We start from the raw sequence: 17445 nt of genomic DNA, 5'->3' as shown, positions 1-17445 counted from the left end.
TATTATCATGAAAGTGATGGCATCGGTTAAGCGCATTTGCCGCAATTGCAAGATCATCAAGCGCAAAGGCGTCGTTCGCGTGATCTGCAGCTCGGATCCGCGCCACAAGCAGCGCCAAGGCTGACCGCGCGTTTGTTTGCGCTTTTTGTTTGAGGAAAAACAATGGCTCGTATCGCAGGGGTTAACATCCCGAATCACCAGCATACCGAGATTGGCCTGACGGCAATCTTCGGTGTCGGCCGCACGCGCTCGCGCAGCATTTGCGTGGCAGCTGGCGTGGAATTCTCGAAGAAGGTCAAGGACCTGACCGACGCAGATCTCGAAAAGCTGCGTGAAGAAGTGGGCAAGTTTGTCGTCGAAGGCGATCTGCGCCGTGAAGTGACGATGAACATCAAGCGCCTGATGGACCTCGGTTGCTACCGTGGCGTCCGTCATCGCAAGGGCCTGCCGATGCGCGGTCAGCGTACGCGTACGAACGCACGTACTCGCAAGGGTCCGCGTCGTGCAGCGCAAGCGCTGAAGAAGTAAGCGGAACTGACAGTTACAGGAAAACGTAATGGCTAAGGCTTCGAACACCGCGGCGCAACGCGTTCGCAAGAAGGTTAAGAAGAACGTCGCTGAAGGTGTGGTTCACGTCCACGCGTCGTTCAACAACACGATCATCACGATCACCGATCGCCAAGGCAACGCGCTGGCATGGGCGACGTCGGGCGGCCAGGGCTTCAAGGGCTCGCGCAAATCGACGCCGTTCGCTGCTCAGGTCGCAGCCGAGTCGGCTGGCCGCGTCGCGATGGAATATGGCGTGAAGAATCTGGAAGTGCGGATCAAGGGCCCGGGCCCGGGTCGTGAGTCGGCGGTGCGTGCACTGCACGGCCTCGGCATCAAGATCACCGCGATTTCGGACGTCACCCCGATTCCGCACAACGGCTGCCGCCCGCCGAAGCGTCGTCGTATCTAAGAATGTGCTGGCACGTTCGTGCTAGCGCATTGCCTGTCGCCGCCTAGCGTCGACGGGCGTTGCTTTTTTGATTGACTAAGCCCACCGTTCGCCCCAAAGGGAGCGGACTAGCGCGGATTTCGATCCGCGTGACTGATTGATAAAGGAATGCAAAGTGGCACGTTATATCGGCCCCAAAGCCAAGCTGTCCCGCCGTGAAGGCACCGACCTGTTCCTGAAGAGCGCGCGCCGCTCGCTCGCCGACAAGTGCAAGCTCGACAGCAAGCCGGGCCAGCACGGCCGTACCTCGGGCGCACGTACGTCCGACTACGGTACGCAGCTGCGCGAAAAGCAGAAGGTCAAGCGCATCTACGGCGTGCTGGAGCGTCAGTTCCGCCGCTACTTCGCCGAAGCCGACCGCCGCAAGGGCAACACGGGTGAAAACCTGCTGCAATTGCTCGAGTCGCGCCTCGACAACGTCGTGTATCGCATGGGCTTCGGCTCGACCCGCGCCGAAGCGCGTCAGCTCGTGAGCCACAAGTCGATCACGGTGAACGGCGTCGTCGCGAACGTCCCGTCGCAGCAAGTGAAGGCGGGTGACGTCGTCGCGATCCGCGAAAAGGCGAAGAAGCAGGCGCGTATCGTCGAAGCGCTGTCGCTGGCCGAGCAAGGCGGCATGCCGAGCTGGGTTGCAGTCGATGCGAAGAAGTTCGAAGGCACGTTCAAGCAAATGCCGGAACGCGCTGACATCGCAGGCGACATCAACGAAAGCCTGATCGTCGAATTGTATTCGCGTTAATCCGATTGACGGCCGAGGTACCCCGATTGCGTTGCGCAAGGACGGGCCTCGGCTGTTTATTTTCTGGTTGTTACCGGTCAGCCTTATCGGTGTAACGAGCCGAGGGTATTGAAAAGGAAAGCCCATGCAAACCAGTTTGCTGAAACCCAAGATCATCGCCGTGGAATCGCTTGGCGAGAACCACGCGAGGGTGGTCATGGAGCCGTTCGAACGCGGTTACGGCCATACCTTGGGCAATGCGCTTCGCCGCGTGCTGCTGTCGTCGATGGTTGGCTACGCGCCGACCGAAGTCACGATCGCCGGCGTGGTGCACGAGTACTCGACGCTTGATGGCGTGCAGGAAGACGTCGTCAACCTGCTGCTGAACCTGAAGGGCGTGGTGTTCAAGCTGCATAACCGTGACGAAGTGACGGTTACGCTGCGCAAGGAAGGCGAAGGCGTCGTCACGGCCGGCGATATCGAGCTGGCTCACGATTGCGAAGTCATCAACCCGAATCACGTGATCGCGCACCTGTCGAAGGGCGGCAAGCTCGACGTTCAGATCAAGATCGAGAAGGGTCGCGGCTATGTGCCCGGCAACGTCCGTCGCTACGGAGAAGACACGGCCAAGATCATCGGCCGCATCGTCCTCGACGCATCGTTCTCGCCGGTTCGCCGCGTGAGCTACGCTGTCGAAAGCGCACGTGTCGAGCAGCGTACCGACCTCGACAAGCTCGTGATGAACATCGAGACGAGCGGTGTGATCACGCCGGAAGAAGCGATCCGCCAATCGGCCCGCATCCTGGTCGACCAGCTGTCCGTGTTCGCGGCGCTGGAAGGTACGGAAACGGCTGCCGAGGCACCCTCGCGTGCACCGCAGATCGATCCGATCCTGCTGCGTCCGGTGGACGATCTCGAGCTGACGGTTCGTTCGGCGAACTGCCTGAAGGCCGAGAACATCTACTACATCGGCGACCTGATCCAGCGCACGGAAAACGAGCTGCTGAAGACGCCGAACCTCGGTCGCAAGTCGCTCAACGAGATCAAGGAAGTGCTCGCTTCGCGCGGTCTCACGCTGGGCATGAAGCTCGAGAACTGGCCGCCGGCTGGTCTCGACAAGTAATCCCGGTTGTTGCTGTAGTTGGCAAAGATGCGGATTTTCCTTTAAAATCCGCATCTTGCTTTTTTTTCGTTACCGGCCCGTGCACCCATCGAGGTGCGATAGAAGAGCTGGATCAAAACTTTGAATCAAGGAAACTGAAATGCGCCATCGTCATGGTCTGCGGAAACTGAACCGCACGAGCAGCCACCGTCTGGCTATGCTCCGTAACATGTCCAACTCGCTGATCGAGCACGAAGTCATCAAGACGACGCTGCCGAAGGCGAAGGAACTCCGTAAAGTCGTCGAGCCGCTGATCACGCTCGGCAAGAAGCCGTCGCTGGCAAACCGTCGCCTGGCATTCAACCGCCTGCGCGATCGTGACTCGGTGGCGAAGCTGTTCGACGTGCTCGGTCCGCGTTTCGCGAACCGTCCGGGCGGCTACCTGCGCGTGCTGAAGTTCGGCTTCCGCGTCGGCGACAACGCACCGATGGCACTGGTCGAACTGCTCGACCGTCCGGAAGTCGACGAAACGGAAAACGTGCAAGAAGCTGAATAAGCTTCCGGTACGCAGCAGTATCCGAAAGGGGCCGAGCGATTGCTTGGCCCTTTTTGTTTTTGAGACGCCGGCTGCGATCGATTGTCGCAGGCCGCCCCCGGCAGCGTCGCGCCGGCTGAGCTACGATACGGGGCAACCGGCGTGGTTCCCAGGTGGGCAACCCGCGCCGGCAGGAGCCGGTAGACCAGCCAGGAGGCGCGGATGATAGTGGTGCTGATGCTGACGACGGTACCCGACGCGGCGACTGCCGCGGCGCTCGCCGACGGTGCGCTCGACGCGCGGCTTGCCGCGTGCGTGTCGGAGCTCGGCACGATCAAGTCGCGCTATCACTGGCAGGGCAAGGTCGAAACGGCCGACGAGATCCAGTTGCTGTTCAAGACGAGCGCCGTGCGGGCGCTCGAACTGGAGCGATTTATTCTTGCGCATCATCCGTACGAGACGCCCGAAATCGTCTCGTGGCAGGCAACGGCATCGGCCGCGTACGGCCAGTGGGTGACCAGCGAAACTCAACGTCTATTTCATGTTTAATGGTATGGCGCTTCCCGTGCGCGTGCGCGCGCTGCGGTTTCTTGCAGTTCTGTTGTCGCTCGTGCTCGTGCTCGTGCTGGGCGGCCTGTCGGTTGCGCGCGCGGCCGACGATTTCCTCGATCCGTCGGTTGCGTTCAAGTTCAGCGCGAGCGAATCGCCGGGACAGGTGGACGTCCGCTTCAGGGTCGCCAACGGCTATTACCTGTATCGCGAGCGGTTCGCGTTTGCGGTGAAGAGCGGGCAGGCGACGCTCGGCGAGCCGCAATTGCCGGCCGGCCACGTGAAGTTCGACCAGACCTTCCAGAAGAACGTCGAGACCTATCGTGACGAAGTCGTGGTGCACGTGCCGGTCAAGCAGGCGTCGGGGCCGTTCGAACTCGCGGTGACGTCGCAGGGGTGCGCGGACGAGGGGATCTGCTATCCGCCGGCCGAGCACGTCGTGAAGGTCGACGGCGCCGCGCTGGGTGCTGCCGCATCGTCGTCCGGAGAAACGGCTGCCGCAGGCAGCTGGTTCGACAAGGTCACGAGCGCCGATTTCGCGCAGTCGCTGCTCGAAGGGCACGGCTTCTTCACGATCGTCGCGCTGTACTTCGTCGCTGGCGTCGTGCTGAGCCTCCTGCCCTGTTCGTACCCGATGATTCCGATCGTGTCCGCGATCATCATCGGCCAGGGCACGCGCGTGACGCATGTACGCGGCTTCGCGCTGTCGCTGACCTATGTGGTCGGCATGGCGCTGGTCTATACGGTGCTCGGCATCGCCGCGGCGCTGGTCGGCCAGAGTCTCGGCGCGTGGCTGCAGAACCCGTGGGTGCTCGGCGCGTTCGGCGTGCTGCTCACCGCGTTCGCCGTATCGCTGATTTCAGGCAAGGACATCGCGCTGCCGGAGCGCTGGCAGAACGGCGCGGCCGAGGCATCGAGCGCGCGCCGGGGCGGCCATTTCGCCGCGGTCGCGGCGATGGGCGCATTGTCGGCGCTGGTCGTCGGCGCATGCATGACGGCGCCGCTGTTCGCGGTGCTCGCCTTTATCGCGCACACCGGCAATGCGCTGCTCGGCGGTGCGGCGCTGTTCGCGATGGGGCTGGGGCTTGGCGTGCCGCTGCTCGTCGTCGGCGTCGGTGCCGGGACGGTGCTGCCGCGCGCGGGCGCATGGATGGACGGCGTGAAGGTGTTCTTCGGCATCGTGCTGCTCGCGGCCGCGCTGTGGATCGTGTGGCCCGTGCTCGCGGGTGGTCTGAAGATGGTGCTCGCCGCGTTGTGGTTGCTCATCGCGGCCGCGGCGCTCGGGTTGTTCACGCCGAATGCCGGCACCGCGTCGATCTGGCGCCGCCTGGGCCGCGGCGTGGGCGCCGCGCTCGCGATCTGGGCGGCGACGCTGCTCGTCGGCCTGGCTGCAGGGTCGACCGATCCCGTCAAGCCGCTGGCGGTCCTTGCGGCTCGCACGGTTGCGTCGGGCGGTGCGGCGGCGGGCACGGCAGCCGCGCAGGACGGGCCCGCGTTCGCATCGGTGCGCTCCAGTAGCGAGCTCGACGCGCTGCTGAAGACGTCGGGCCGGCCCGTGATGCTCGACTTCTACGCCGACTGGTGCGTGAGCTGCAAGGAGATGGAGCATCTGACGTTTACCGACGCGCGCGTGCAGGCGCGGCTCGCGAAGCTTCACCTCGTGCGCGCGGATGTCACCGCGAACAACCCGGACGACCAGGCGCTGCTCAAGCGCTTCAACCTGTTCGGGCCGCCGGGCATCATCTTCTTCGATCGCAGCGGCAACGAAATAGGGCGCGTGGTCGGCTATCAGGCGGCCGAGACGTTCCTGCGCAGCCTCGATCGGGCCGCTGTCCCGACGGTATGAGGGGGCCCGCCGGGTGCGGGCCGGTGGCACACCGGGGCGCTCGCGCGGCATGAACTGACGATTCGACGTCGGCAGGCAGGCGGGCCTCGATCGGCGGCAAACAAAAAAACGGCGGAACACCGAGGTGTCCCGCCGTTTTTTCTTACGCCTGCCGGCGCGCGATCAGCGTTGCGCTTTCAGCAGACGCGCGGCGTCGAGCGCGAAGTACGTGAGCACCCCGTCGGCGCCCGCACGCTTGAACGCGAGCAGCGATTCGAGCACGACCTTGTCGTGGTCGAGCCAGCCGTTCATCGCGGCAGCCTTCAGCATCGCGTATTCACCGCTCACCTGGTACACGTAGGTCGGGAAGCGGAACTCGTCCTTCACGCGACGCACGATGTCGAGGTACGGCATGCCGGGCTTGACCATCACCATGTCGGCGCCTTCGTCGATGTCGAGGCGCACTTCGCGCAGTGCTTCGTCGCTGTTTGCCGGATCCATCTGGTAGGTCATCTTGTTGCCCTTGCCCAGGTTGGATGCCGAGCCGACCGCGTCGCGGAACGGGCCGTAGAACGCCGACGCGAACTTGGCCGAGTAGGCCATGATGCGCGTATGGATATGGCCGTCGCTTTCCAGCATCTCGCGGACCGCGCCGATGCGGCCGTCCATCATGTCCGACGGCGCGACGATGTCGACGCCGGCTTCGGCCTGCGCACGCGCCTGATCGACCAGGATCTCGATCGTGTCGTCGTTGATCACGTAGCCGTTCTCGTCGAGCACGCCGTCCTGGCCGTGGCTCGTGTACGGGTCGAGTGCGACGTCGGTCAGCACGCCGAGCTCGGGGAAGCGCTTCTTCAGCTCGCGCACCGCACGCGGGATCAGGCCTTCCGGATTGGCCGCCTCGCGGCCGTCAGGCGTTTTCAGCGACGGCTCGATGGCCGGGAACAACGACAGCACGGGCACGCCGAGTTCGACGCATTGCTCGGCGACATGCATCAGCAGATCGACGGACACGCGCTCGACGCCGGGCATCGACGGCACCGGCTGCCGTTCATTGGTGCCGTCGACGACGAACACCGGATAGATCAGGTCGTCGGTGGTCAGGCGGTTTTCGCGCATCAGGCGCCGGGAGAAGTCGTCGCGGCGCATCCGGCGCGGACGATGAAGCGGATGGAAGCTCATGTCGATTGGGCAGAAATCAGGGCAGTAAGGACCTTACGGAACCCTTAGGTCATTTTCGGGAGCGTTGGTATATGATAGCGATCGAGCGGCACGCGTCGCGTGCAGCTCCCCGCTTCTCCTCCCTGAGCGGGTGCCTGTCGTTTTTCGATTAGGCTGTTTGACCCGCCGTTAAACGGCGGGTTTTTTTATGAGCCGGCCGAATCCGCAGGCGCCGTCAGGTGCGCGCCGCCGATCCCGGCCGCGCGTTGCCCGATCATTGTGCTACAGGCTCGCTTTTTTCGTCGGCGACGGACGGCCGCACCCAGCTCTCGATCAGCTCATGCGCCTCGTCGAGCCCCGTGCGTTTCAGCGCGGAGAACAGCTGGACTGTCAGCTTGCCCTGGACGCCCTGGTCGCGATACGCATCCAGCCCCTTTTGCGTGGTCCGCAGCGCGTTGATGCTTTCCTGCCGCGTCAATTTGTCGCACTTCGTCAGCAGTGTATGGATCGGCTTGCCGGTCGGCGTGAACCACTCGATCATGCGGCGATCGAGGTCGGTCAGCGGACGGCGCGAATCCATCATCAGGATCAGGCCGCAGAGCTGCGAGCGGGTCGCGAGGTAGGACGACAGCAGCATTTCCCAGTGCGCCTTCGCGGCGCCCGGCACTTCCGCGTAGCCGTAGCCGGGCAGGTCGACGAGGTTCGCGACGGGCTCGGCGGCCGGGCCGACGGAGAAGTAGTTGATATGCTGCGTGCGGCCGGGCGTCTTCGATGCGAAGGCCAGCCGCTTCTGGTTGCACAGCACGTTGATCGCCGTCGACTTGCCGGCGTTCGAGCGGCCCGCGAACGCGATTTCCGGCTGTACCGTCGGCGGCAGGTCGCGCAGATGGTTGACGGTCGTGTAGAAGCGGGCTTGATGGAGCAGAAAGGCCATGGGAACCGGAAGGACGGGCGGCGCGAGCCGCTTGGTGGAGGCGGGGTAGCCCCGATAGGCGCGGGAGCTTTCAACACGATATTGTACAATACGGCGGTTTTGCCGAAGGCCACCGGGCGCCTGCCTCGCGCTTTTATGTGGCTTCTGCGGTAGACTGGTCGCCGTCGTTTTTTGCAGAACCTCAAATTCCCACAAGACGAAACAGGGTGTGCGAATGAATCGACTGTGCAAGTCTCTGATGGTGCTTCAGGTTGCAGCAGGGTTCGTAGGTTTCGTAGCGGAGGCAAACGCGGCGGATGCGGCAAAGCCGGATCTCGATCGCGGCAAGGCGATTGCCGGGCAGGTCTGCGCGTCGTGTCACGGCGCCGACGGCAATAGCGCGTCGGGCAGTTTCCCGAAGCTTGCCGGCCAGCATCCCGAGTATCTGGTCAAGCAGTTGAACGACTTCAAGACGCAGCCGGGCGCGAAGGGGCCGGTGCGTACCAACGCGGTGATGGTCGGATTCGCGAGCGCGTTGAGCGCGGACGACATGCGCAACGTCGCCGCGTACTACGGGTCGCAGACGACGAAGCTCGGTACCGCACGCGATGCGGCGACCGTGCCGATCGGCCAGAAGATCTATCGCGGCGGCATTGCGGAGAAGGGCGTGCCCGCCTGCGCGAGCTGCCACGGGCCGACCGGGCAGGGGCTTCCGGTCCAGTACCCGCGTCTGTCGGGGCAGTGGGCCGATTACACGGTCGCGCAGTTGACCGCGTTCCAGCAGGGAGTTGGCGCGCGCAACAACAACGACGCGATGCATCAGATCGCGACGCGCCTGTCGGACAACGAGATCAAGGCCGTCGCGGATTACATCGCGGGCCTGCGTTGAGCGGTCGGTCGCGAATGGAATGACCGGGCGCCCGAAGGGCGTCCGGAGTCAGAACAAGAAAAGGGTGGGGCGCCGCACCGTTGCGGTCGCCTTGCCCTTTTTTGTTGTCAGTCGGAGTTTGAATGAGCGTTACCACGTCGGGGTTGCAGTCGAAGTCGGGTCAGGGTGCGTCGAAGCGCGTGGTCGAGCTGCTGAGCTCGATGCGTTTCGCGATCGCGCTGCTGGTGGTGCTGTCGATCGCGAGTATCGTCGGCACGGTCCTGACCCAGGACGATCCGTATCCGAACTACGTGAACCAGTTCGGGCCGTTCTGGGCGGACATCTTCCGCTCGCTCGGCCTGTACAACGTGTACAGCGCGTGGTGGTTCATGCTGATCCTGATCTTCCTCGTCGTGTCGATCTCGCTGTGCGTGATCCGCAACGCGCCGAAGATGCTTGCCGATGCGAAGAGCTGGAAGGACAAGGTCCGCGAAGGCAGCCTGCGCGCGTTCCACCACAAGGCCGAGTACACGGCTTCCGGCACGCGCGCGGCCGTTGCGGCGACGCTCGCCACGTTCGTCACCAAGGCCGGCTACAAGCACGTCGTGCGTGAAACCGACGGCGCGACGCTGATCTCCGCGAAGCGCGGTGCGATGACCAAGTGGGGCTATATCTCCGCGCACGTCGCGATCGTCGTGATCTGTATCGGCGGCCTGCTCGACAGCAACCTGCCGATCAAATTCCAGATGTGGATGTTCGGCAAGAGCCCGGTCAACACGAGCGCGACGATCAGCGAGATCTCGCCCGACCACCGCCTGTCCGCGTCGAACCCGACGTTCCGCGGTTATGCGTGGGTGCCCGAGGGCCAGTTCGTGTCGACCGCGATCCTGAATCAGCCGAGCGGCTCGCTGATCCAGGACCTGCCGTTCTCGATCCAGCTCAACAAGTTCATCGTCGACTACTACACGACGGGCATGCCGAAGCTGTTCGCGAGCGACATCGTCGTGATCGATCGCGAGACCGGCCGGAAGATCCCGGCGCGCGTCGAGGTCAACAAGCCGTTCACGTACAAGGGTGTGTCGATCTACCAGTCGAGCTTCCAGGACGGCGGCTCGCAGATGCAGATGACGGCCTATCCGATGACGGGCGGCAACGCGAAGACCTTCCCCGTGCAGGGCACGATCGGCAGTTCGGCGCCGCTGCAGATGCCGGGCGCCGACGGCGATACGATCGAGTTCTCCGATTTCCGCGCGATCAACGTCGAGAACATGATCGACGCGAACGGCAAGCCGGATGTGCGCGGCGTCGCGAAGACCGCGTCGCTGAAGGAGGCGTTCGACGAACGGCTCGGCTCCGGCGCGAAGACGTCGAAGCCGGTGCAGCTCCACAACATCGGCCCGTCCGTGCAGTACAAGATCCGCGGCAAGGACGGCCAGGCGCGCGAATTCAACAACTACATGCTGCCCGTCGACATGAACGGCGTGCGCGTGTTTCTCGCCGGCGTGCGCGCGAGCCCGAACGATCCGTTCCGCTACATGCGGATTCCGGCCGACAGCCAGGATTCGATCGGCGAATGGATGCACCTGCGCGCCGCGCTCGAGGATCCGGCCGTGCGCGCCGAAGCCGCCGCGCGCTTCGCGCAGCGTTCGCTGCCGGGCACCGACGCATCGCTGCGCGGCCGCCTGCAGGACAGCGCATCGAAGGTGCTGACCCTGTTTGCCGCCAGCGACGACAGCGTCGGCCGCAGTGCCGACGGCCAGCCGATCGGCGGCTTCCAGGCCGTGGCGACGTTCATCGACCGCTCGGTGCCGAAGGCCGAGCAGGAGAAGGCCGCGAGCCTGCTGCTGCGGATGCTCGAGGGCTCGATGTGGGAGGTGTGGCAGATCGCGCGCGAGCGGGCCGGCGAGCCGGCCGCCCAGCAGGGCACCGACACGATTCGATTCGTGCAGAACGCGATCAATGCGCTATCCGACAGCTTTCTGTATGGATCGCCCGTCTATCTGCAGCTAGACTCATTCAAGCAGGTGCAGGCTTCGGTATTTCAGCTGACGCGCGCACCCGGCAAGAATCTGGTGTATCTTGGCAGCCTGCTGCTGGTCGCCGGCATCTTCTCGATGTTCTACGTGCGCGAACGGCGCCTCTGGTTCTGGCTCAAGGATGCCGGCCCGGGCGTCGAGGTGGTGATGGCGATGTCCACGGCCCGCAAGACCTTCGATTTCGAGAAAGAATTCGTGCAGACGCGCGACGCGGCCGGCGTCGCCTTGCGCGCCGCACCTCGCGACGCCGCGCCCGTCGGCACGGCATCGACGGCCCGCCCGCCTGCCGGCGGCGGTTCCGATTCCGAGAATTCCACCCGGTAACATCATGGATCTCACGCAAGTCTCCTCCTCCCGTCGGGCGTCGGCCCAGGCCCCGGTTTCGGCGCCGCTGTTCGACGACCGTCCGTTTCTCGCGCGCCTGTCGCTGATCGACTGGCTGTTCGCACTGGCGCTCGTGGCGGGCGCGGGTTATGCGCTCGTGCACTACAACGCGCACATGGATTACTACGACAAGGCGGTGATGATCGGCACCGTGCCGGCGCTCGTCGCGCTCGGCTGGCGCTGGAAGCCCGCGCGGCTGATGATGGCGTCGATCGCCGTGCTGTCGCTGTTGTCGATCCAGATCTACCAGGGCGATCTCGCGCGCGCCGATACGGCGTTCTTCCTCAAGTACTTCCTGTCGAGCCAGTCGGCGATCCTGTGGATGAGCGCGTTGTTCGTGCTCGCGACGATCTTCTACTGGATCGGCTTGCTCGCGCGCTCGGAAACGGGCGCCGCGATCGGCCAGAAGCTCACGTGGGTCGCCGTGCTGATGGGCTTCACGGGGCTGATGGTGCGCTGGTACGAGTCCTACCTGATCGGCGCCGACGTCGGGCATATCCCCGTATCGAACCTGTACGAGGTGTTCGTCCTGTTCAGCCTGATCACCGCGCTGCTCTATCTGTATTACGAAGGCCATTACGGCACGCGTTCGCTCGGCGCGTTCGTGCTGCTGGTCATCAGCGCGGCGGTCGGCTTCCTGATGTGGTACTCGGTCGCGCGCGATGCGCAGCAGATCCAGCCGCTCGTGCCGGCGCTGCAGAGCTGGTGGATGAAGATCCACGTGCCGGCGAACTTCATCGGCTACGGCAGCTTCGCGCTGTCGGCGATGGTGTCGGTCGCGTACCTGATGAAGGAGCGCGGTGTGCTCGCCGATCGCCTGCCGACGCTCGAGGTGCTCGACGACGTGATGTACAAGTCGATCGCGGTCGGTTTCGCGTTCTTCACGATCGCGACGATCCTCGGCGCGCTGTGGGCGGCCGAGGCATGGGGCGGCTACTGGAGCTGGGACCCGAAGGAAACCTGGGCGCTGATCGTGTGGCTCAACTACGCGGCGTGGCTGCACATGCGGCTGATGAAGGGCCTGCGCGGCGCGGTTGCCGCCTGGTGGGCACTCACGGGCCTGCTCGTGACGACGTTCGCGTTCCTCGGCGTCAACATGTTCCTGTCCGGGCTGCACAGCTACGGCAAGCTGTAAGATTTCGGCCGCTCGTCCGACTATAAGACCGCCGGTGCACTGCGTGCCCGGCGGTTTTCTTTTGTAACGGGCGGGCGATCCGGGCGTCGAACGGCGCATGACGGGCCGGGTCGAACGCTCATGAAGCGTGTGCGCGGCGCATGCAGAAGGAGCAGCACGATGTGGATCAAACGCCCTTTGCGGAACGTACTGACCGGCGCCGATATCGCGCACAGCGAGATCACGCCGCGCGCGGTGTTCGAGAACCGGCGGCGCGTCCTGCAGGCGGCCGGCCTCGCGGCGGCGGGCGGGCTGCTCGGCGGCAGCGGCGCGGCAATTGCCGCGTATGCGTCGCCCGACGCGCGGGCGGCGAAGCTCGCGGCGAAAACGAACCCGAAGTTCGTCGCGGCCGACAAGGTGACGCCGTTCAAGGACATCACGTCCTACAACAACTTCTACGAATTCGGCACCGACAAGAGCGACCCGGCGCAGAACGCCGGCACGCTGCGGCCGCGCCCGTGGCGCGTGAGCGTCGAGGGCGAGGTGCTGCACCCGAAGGTGTTCGATCTCGACGAACTGCTGAAGCTCGCACCGCTCGAGGAGCGCGTGTACCGGCTGCGCTGCGTCGAAGGCTGGTCGATGGTGATTCCGTGGATCGGCGTGCCGCTGTCCGAGCTGATCAAGCGCGTGCAGCCGACCGGCAACGCGAAATACGTGCAGTTCATCACGCTGGCCGATCCGTCGCAGATGCCGGGCCTCTCGACACCCGTGCTCGACTGGCCGTATTCGGAAGGGCTGCGGATGGACGAGGCGATGAATCCGCTGACGCTGCTGACGATGGGCGTCTACGGGCAGGTGCTGCCGAACCAGAACGGTGCGCCGGTGCGAATCGTCGTGCCGTGGAAGTATGGCTTCAAGAGCGCGAAGTCGCTCGTGAAGATCCGCTTCGTCGACAAGCAGCCGAAGACGAGCTGGAACACGTACGCAGCGAACGAGTACGGCTTTTATTCGAACGTGAACCCGAACGTCGATCATCCGCGCTGGAGTCAGGCGACCGAGCGGCGCATCGGCGAGGACGGCTTCTTCACGCCGAAGCGCAAGACGCTGATGTTCAACGGCTACGGCGATCTGGTCGCGTCGATGTATCAGGGCATGGACCTGAAGAAGAACTTCTGAGCGCGACAGTGAGAAACGACATGCCTCCTTCGACACTGACACCCGCGCGCGCAGCCGGCACCGGATCGACCGCACGCGCGGCCCGGGCCGGTGCGATCCGTACCGGCGCGCCGCGCTGGCTCGTGCCGGCCAAGGTGCTGGTTTTCGCGGCCGGCCTCTATCCGCTTGCGCGTCTCGTGCTGTTCGGACTGACCGACCGGCTCGGTGCGAACCCGATCGAATTCATCACGCGTTCGACTGGCCTGTGGACGCTCGTGATGCTGTGCATCACGCTGGCCGTCACGCCGCTCCGGCGCATGACGGGCTTCGCGACGCTGCTGCGCTTTCGCCGGATGATCGGGCTGTTCGCGTTCTTTTACGCGACGCTGCACTTTACGACCTACCTGTGGTTCGACAAGTGGTTCGATGTCGTCGCGATCCTGAAGGACGTCGGCAAGCGCCCGTTCATTACGGTCGGCTTTGCCGCGTTCGTGCTGCTGATCCCGCTCGCCGCGACGTCGCCGCGTGCGATGGTGCGCCGGCTCGGCCGTCACTGGGCGACGCTGCACTGTGCGGTCTACGCGATCGCGCTGTTCGGCGTGCTGCACTTCTGGTGGATGAGGGCCGGCAAGCACGATCTCGCGCAGCCGAAGCTTTACGCGGCGATCGTCGCCGCGCTGCTCGGCTGGCGGCTGGCCGCATGGGGATGGCGGCGCGTGTGCGCGTGACGGCACGGCCTGCAAAAACAAAAGGCGATGACCGGGAAGTCGTCGCCTTGTTTCGCGAGCTGCGCGGGCGCCGTCGCGTCGTTACTGCGCGACGGCCGAGCCCGACGCCGGTGCGGGCATTTTCGATGCGTCGCTCGACAGTTCGGGCGCCAGCGTGAGCGGCGTGCCGGACGAATCGGGCACACTGTCGGATGACGCGTTTTCATCGGTCGGCTTCACGTCCGACGGCGGCGTGTCCTGCTGCTGGATCGGCTTGGGCAGCGGAGGCACGGTAGGCAGATAGAGCGGGCCGCTTTGACCGCAGCCGGCAAGAATCGCCAAAGCCGCTACAATCGCGCTCATCCGGAAAACGACTCGCATGATCGTCCCTGAACAATTGAACCGATAGAGTTTAGCATGTCCGATACCGAATACCTGACCCGTGCCGAGGCCGTGCTGACGGCCGTCGAGCGTACCGTCGACACCGCGAACGACGGCGACCACGACATCGATCTGGAGCGCAACGGCAGCGTCCTGACGCTGACGTTCGAGAACGGCTCGAAGATCATCGTCAACCTGCAGCCGCCGATGAAGGAAGTGTGGATCGCCGCGAAGGCGGGCGGATTCCACTACCGTTTCGTGGACGGCGAATGGCGCGATACGCGCACGGGCACCGAGTTCTACGCGGCGCTCACCGAATACGCGACGCAGCAGGCCGGCCTGCCGATCACGTTCAGCGCGTGACGGCCGGGGCGCCGGGCCCCGAACGTCGAACCAAAAGAAAAGCGCCCCGCGGGGCGCTTTTTTCATGTCCGGGGCCGCGGGTCAGTGGCCGCGGAACAGGTTCATGATGTCCTGTTTTTCCTGCTCGTCGACGTGCGGCACCGCTTCGTCGACGTTCTGCGCGGCCGGCGCCTGCGGCACCCCGACCGTCGACACGAAACCGTGCCCCGGCGTGAAGTCGGTGAAGTACAGCTCGCTGCCGAGCGACTCGACGCCGTCCGGCACCGTCGGCTTGAACTCCGGCACCCCCTTCAGTGCCGCGCCCATGTAGTCGATCCAGACGGGCAGCGACAGGCCGCCGCCGGTTTCGCGATCGCCGAGGCTGCGCGGGTTGTCGTAGCCGATCCACGCGATCGCGGCGAGCGAGTGCTGGTAGCCGGCGAACCACGCGTCGTGCGAATCGTTCGTCGTGCCGGTCTTGCCCGCGAGGTCGGTGCGCTTCAGGATGTTGGTCCGCGCGCCCGTGCCGCGCTGCGCGACGCTCTGCAGCAGGCTGTTCATCACGTATGCGTTGCGCGCGTCGATCGCGCGCGGCGCGTTCTGCTCGGCGACGAGCGGCTGCGCGCGCGCGACGATCGCGCCGTTCGGATCGGTGACTTCGGCGATCAGGTACGGATTGACGCGGTAGCCGCCGTTCGCGAAGACCGAGTACGCGCCGGCCATCTGCAGCGGCGTGACCTGGCCCGCGCCGAGCGCCATCGGCAGGTAGGCCGGATGGCGCTCGGCGTCGAAGCCGAAGCGCGTGATGTACTGCTGCGCGTACTTCGTGCCGATGTGGTTCAGGATCCGGATCGACACGAGGTTGCGCGAGCGCTGCAGCGCGGTGCGCATCGACATCGGGCCTTCGAAGCCGCCGCCGTAGTTCTTCGGCTCCCACGGCTGGCCGCCCGTTTCGGCGGCGCTGAAATACAGCGGGCCGTCGTTGATCACGGTTGCCGGCCCGAGGCCCTTGTCGAGTGACGCCGAATAGATGAACGGCTTGAACGACGAACCCGGCTGCCGCCATGCCTGCGTGACGTGGTTGAACTTGTTCTTGTTGTAGTCGAAGCCGCCGACGAGCGAGCGGATCGCGCCGTCCTGCGGGATGATCGACAGGAACGCGCCTTCGACCTGCGGCAACTGCGTGATCGACCACTTGCCGGTGTCGCTCTTCACGACGCGGACGATCGCACCCGGGCGGATGCGGCGGTTCGGCTGCGCGTTGGTCGACAGCGCGCCCGACGCGAAGCGCAGGTTGTCGCCTTCAATCGTCGCCGTGCTGCCGTCGATGAACGCGACCGTGATCTGGCGCGGGCTCGCGGCCGTGACGACCGCCGCAATCAGTTCGCCGTTGTCGGGGTGCTCGAGCAGCGCGTCGTCGATTGCCTGTTCGCGGTCGTCCGCACCGGCCGGCAGCTCGATGAAGCCTTCCGGCCCGCGATAGCCGTGCCGGCGTTCGTAATCCATGATGCCCTTGCGCAGCGCGGTGTACGCGACCTGCTGGTCTGCGGAATCGATCGTCGTCACGACGTTGAAGCCGCGCGTGTAGGTTTCCTCGCGGTACTGCGCGTACATCATCTGTCTGACCATTTCCGCGACGTACTCGGCGTGCACGCTGAAATCGCGGCCCGGGCCCTTGACGACGAGCGGCTGCGCGACGGCCTCGTCGTACTGTTCGCGCGTGATGAAGTTCAGCTCGAGCATCCGCTGCAGGATGTATTCCTGGCGCACCTTCGCGCGCTTCGGATTCACGACCGGGTTATACGCGGACGGCGCCTTCGGCAACCCCGCGAGCATCGCGGCCTCCGCGAGCGTGATGTCCTTCAGGTCCTTGCCGAAATAAACCCGCGCGGCGCTCGCGAAGCCGTACGCGCGCTGGCCGAGATAGATCTGATTCATGTAGACCTCGAGAATCTGATCCTTCGTCAGCGCGCGCTCGATCCGGTACGCGAGCAGCATCTCGTAGATCTTGCGCGTGTAGGTCTTCTCGCTCGACAGGAAGAAGTTGCGCGCGACCTGCATCGTGATCGTGCTCGCGCCCTGCGATGCATGGCCGTTCGTCAGCGCGACGAAGCCGGCGCGGATGATGCCGGTGAGGTCGACGCCGCCGTGATCGTAGAAGCGTGCGTCCTCGATCGCGAGGATCGCCTTCTTCAGCGAGTCGGGCACGTCCTTGAAATGGACGACGTCGCGGCGCTCTTCGCCGAATTCGCCGATCAGCACGTGATCGGAGGTATAGATGCGCAGCGGCACCTTCGGGCGATAGTCGGTCAGCGCGTCGAGCGACGGCATGTTCGGCCACGCGACGACGAGCGCATAGCCGAGCACGAGGCCGCCGGCCACGACGAGGGCCACGCACATCGCGGCGAAGCCGAGCAGGACTTTTTGCCACCAGGGCCGCTTCTTCGGCTCCGGGGCGGGAGGCGGGGACGTAGGAGTCGTGGATTGCATAGGCATACCGGAAAACAGTCCCGCGATTATAGCTGCCCGGTAAGACCGGTCCTGACGCGGGGGCTGCCCGCCGGAAAGCAGCGGGTTGCCGTGTCTTCAGCATAGCCCGCGCGCGGCCGTTCCGAGCCGATGCTGGCCGTTCGGCCGACTGTCGGCCGAACGCATCGC

18 protein-coding genes are annotated in these 17445 nt (G+C 64.9%); 14 read left to right on the top strand and 4 right to left on the bottom strand.

What is annotated here, in order from left to right; translation table 11 throughout:
• The first annotated feature begins 7 nt into the window (after positions 1 to 7).
• The 8 genes from rpmJ (at position 8) to dsbD (ending at position 5747) form a co-directional block, all read left to right on the top strand.
• A complete protein-coding gene (rpmJ, locus tag DM992_RS02270; protein WP_004199844.1) occupies positions 8 to 124 on the top strand; it encodes a 50S ribosomal protein L36 in 117 nt (38 codons plus the stop codon).
• 38 nt (positions 125 to 162) lie between these two features.
• On the top strand, positions 163 to 528 hold the full coding sequence (rpsM, locus tag DM992_RS02265) for a 30S ribosomal protein S13 (RefSeq protein WP_034183606.1): 366 nt from the start codon (positions 163 to 165) through the stop codon (positions 526 to 528).
• A gap of 28 nt (positions 529 to 556) precedes the next feature.
• Positions 557 to 958: a 30S ribosomal protein S11 gene (rpsK, locus tag DM992_RS02260; RefSeq protein WP_004197937.1), complete on the top strand. Its 402-nt coding sequence runs from the start codon at positions 557 to 559 to the stop codon at positions 956 to 958.
• Positions 959 to 1112: 154 nt separating this feature from the next.
• Positions 1113 to 1736: a 30S ribosomal protein S4 gene (rpsD, locus tag DM992_RS02255; RefSeq protein WP_012362893.1), complete on the top strand. Its 624-nt coding sequence runs from the start codon at positions 1113 to 1115 to the stop codon at positions 1734 to 1736.
• A gap of 124 nt (positions 1737 to 1860) precedes the next feature.
• A complete protein-coding gene (gene rpoA / locus DM992_RS02250) occupies positions 1861 to 2838 on the top strand; it encodes a DNA-directed RNA polymerase subunit alpha (RefSeq protein ID WP_006477176.1) in 978 nt (325 codons plus the stop codon).
• A 139-nt stretch (positions 2839 to 2977) separates the two neighbouring features.
• On the top strand, positions 2978 to 3373 hold the full coding sequence (rplQ, locus tag DM992_RS02245) for a 50S ribosomal protein L17 (protein ID WP_006477175.1): 396 nt from the start codon (positions 2978 to 2980) through the stop codon (positions 3371 to 3373).
• 201 nt (positions 3374 to 3574) lie between these two features.
• A complete protein-coding gene (cutA, locus tag DM992_RS02240) occupies positions 3575 to 3901 on the top strand; it encodes a divalent-cation tolerance protein CutA (protein ID WP_111015508.1) in 327 nt (108 codons plus the stop codon).
• Complete coding sequence (dsbD, locus tag DM992_RS02235; RefSeq protein WP_111015507.1) at positions 3894 to 5747, top strand: protein-disulfide reductase DsbD; 1854 nt, start codon at positions 3894 to 3896, stop codon at positions 5745 to 5747. The genes cutA and dsbD overlap by 8 nt, the downstream gene beginning before the upstream one ends.
• 162 nt (positions 5748 to 5909) lie before the next feature.
• Here dsbD and hemB read toward each other — a convergent pair whose 3' ends face one another.
• Both hemB and yihA read right to left on the bottom strand, forming a co-directional pair.
• Positions 5910 to 6908, bottom strand: coding sequence for a porphobilinogen synthase (gene hemB / locus DM992_RS02230; protein WP_034183609.1), 999 nt, complete (start codon positions 6906 to 6908; stop codon positions 5910 to 5912).
• 253 nt (positions 6909 to 7161) lie between these two features.
• Complete coding sequence (yihA, locus tag DM992_RS02225; protein WP_034183610.1) at positions 7162 to 7821, bottom strand: ribosome biogenesis GTP-binding protein YihA/YsxC; 660 nt, start codon at positions 7819 to 7821, stop codon at positions 7162 to 7164.
• A 214-nt stretch (positions 7822 to 8035) separates the two neighbouring features.
• On the opposite strand from yihA, the gene DM992_RS02220 reads away from it, so the two are divergent.
• From DM992_RS02220 to msrQ, 5 genes are all read left to right on the top strand, one after another.
• A complete protein-coding gene (locus DM992_RS02220; protein WP_072443826.1) occupies positions 8036 to 8689 on the top strand; it encodes a c-type cytochrome in 654 nt (217 codons plus the stop codon).
• 122 nt (positions 8690 to 8811) lie between these two features.
• Positions 8812 to 11028 carry a cytochrome c biogenesis protein ResB gene (locus DM992_RS02215; protein ID WP_111015506.1) on the top strand — a complete coding sequence of 739 codons (2217 nt, stop codon included), beginning with the start codon at positions 8812 to 8814 and terminating at the stop codon, positions 11026 to 11028.
• Positions 11029 to 11032: 4 nt separating this feature from the next.
• Complete coding sequence (gene ccsB / locus DM992_RS02210; RefSeq protein ID WP_111015505.1) at positions 11033 to 12223, top strand: c-type cytochrome biogenesis protein CcsB; 1191 nt, start codon at positions 11033 to 11035, stop codon at positions 12221 to 12223.
• A gap of 159 nt (positions 12224 to 12382) precedes the next feature.
• On the top strand, positions 12383 to 13378 hold the full coding sequence (gene msrP / locus DM992_RS02205) for a protein-methionine-sulfoxide reductase catalytic subunit MsrP (protein ID WP_111015504.1): 996 nt from the start codon (positions 12383 to 12385) through the stop codon (positions 13376 to 13378).
• Positions 13379 to 13398: 20 nt separating this feature from the next.
• On the top strand, positions 13399 to 14085 hold the full coding sequence (msrQ, locus tag DM992_RS02200; protein ID WP_111015503.1) for a protein-methionine-sulfoxide reductase heme-binding subunit MsrQ: 687 nt from the start codon (positions 13399 to 13401) through the stop codon (positions 14083 to 14085).
• An 81-nt stretch (positions 14086 to 14166) separates the two neighbouring features.
• Here the strand turns inward: msrQ and DM992_RS02195 are convergent, their stop codons facing one another.
• Positions 14167 to 14445 (bottom strand): lipoprotein, encoded by a 279-nt coding sequence (locus tag DM992_RS02195; RefSeq protein ID WP_111015502.1) that lies wholly within the window; start codon positions 14443 to 14445, stop codon positions 14167 to 14169.
• A gap of 36 nt (positions 14446 to 14481) precedes the next feature.
• Here DM992_RS02195 and cyaY point away from each other — a divergent pair, with 36 nt between their 5' ends.
• Positions 14482 to 14808 carry an iron donor protein CyaY gene (gene cyaY, locus DM992_RS02190; RefSeq protein WP_047899594.1) on the top strand — a complete coding sequence of 109 codons (327 nt, stop codon included), beginning with the start codon at positions 14482 to 14484 and terminating at the stop codon, positions 14806 to 14808.
• A gap of 81 nt (positions 14809 to 14889) precedes the next feature.
• Here cyaY and DM992_RS02185 read toward each other — a convergent pair whose 3' ends face one another.
• The gene (locus DM992_RS02185; RefSeq protein WP_162631572.1) at positions 14890 to 17283 is read right to left on the bottom strand and encodes a penicillin-binding protein 1A; all 2394 of its coding nucleotides are present in this window, start codon (positions 17281 to 17283) and stop codon (positions 14890 to 14892) included.
• Positions 17284 to 17445: the final 162 nt, after the last annotated feature.

It is taken from the genome of Burkholderia sp. JP2-270 (assembly GCF_003233675.1).
Taxonomy (GTDB): Bacteria; Pseudomonadota; Gammaproteobacteria; order Burkholderiales; family Burkholderiaceae; genus Burkholderia; species Burkholderia pyrrocinia_C.
The sequence above is the reverse complement of the archived record's forward strand: the minus strand, read 5'-3'. Positions and strand labels throughout refer to the sequence as shown.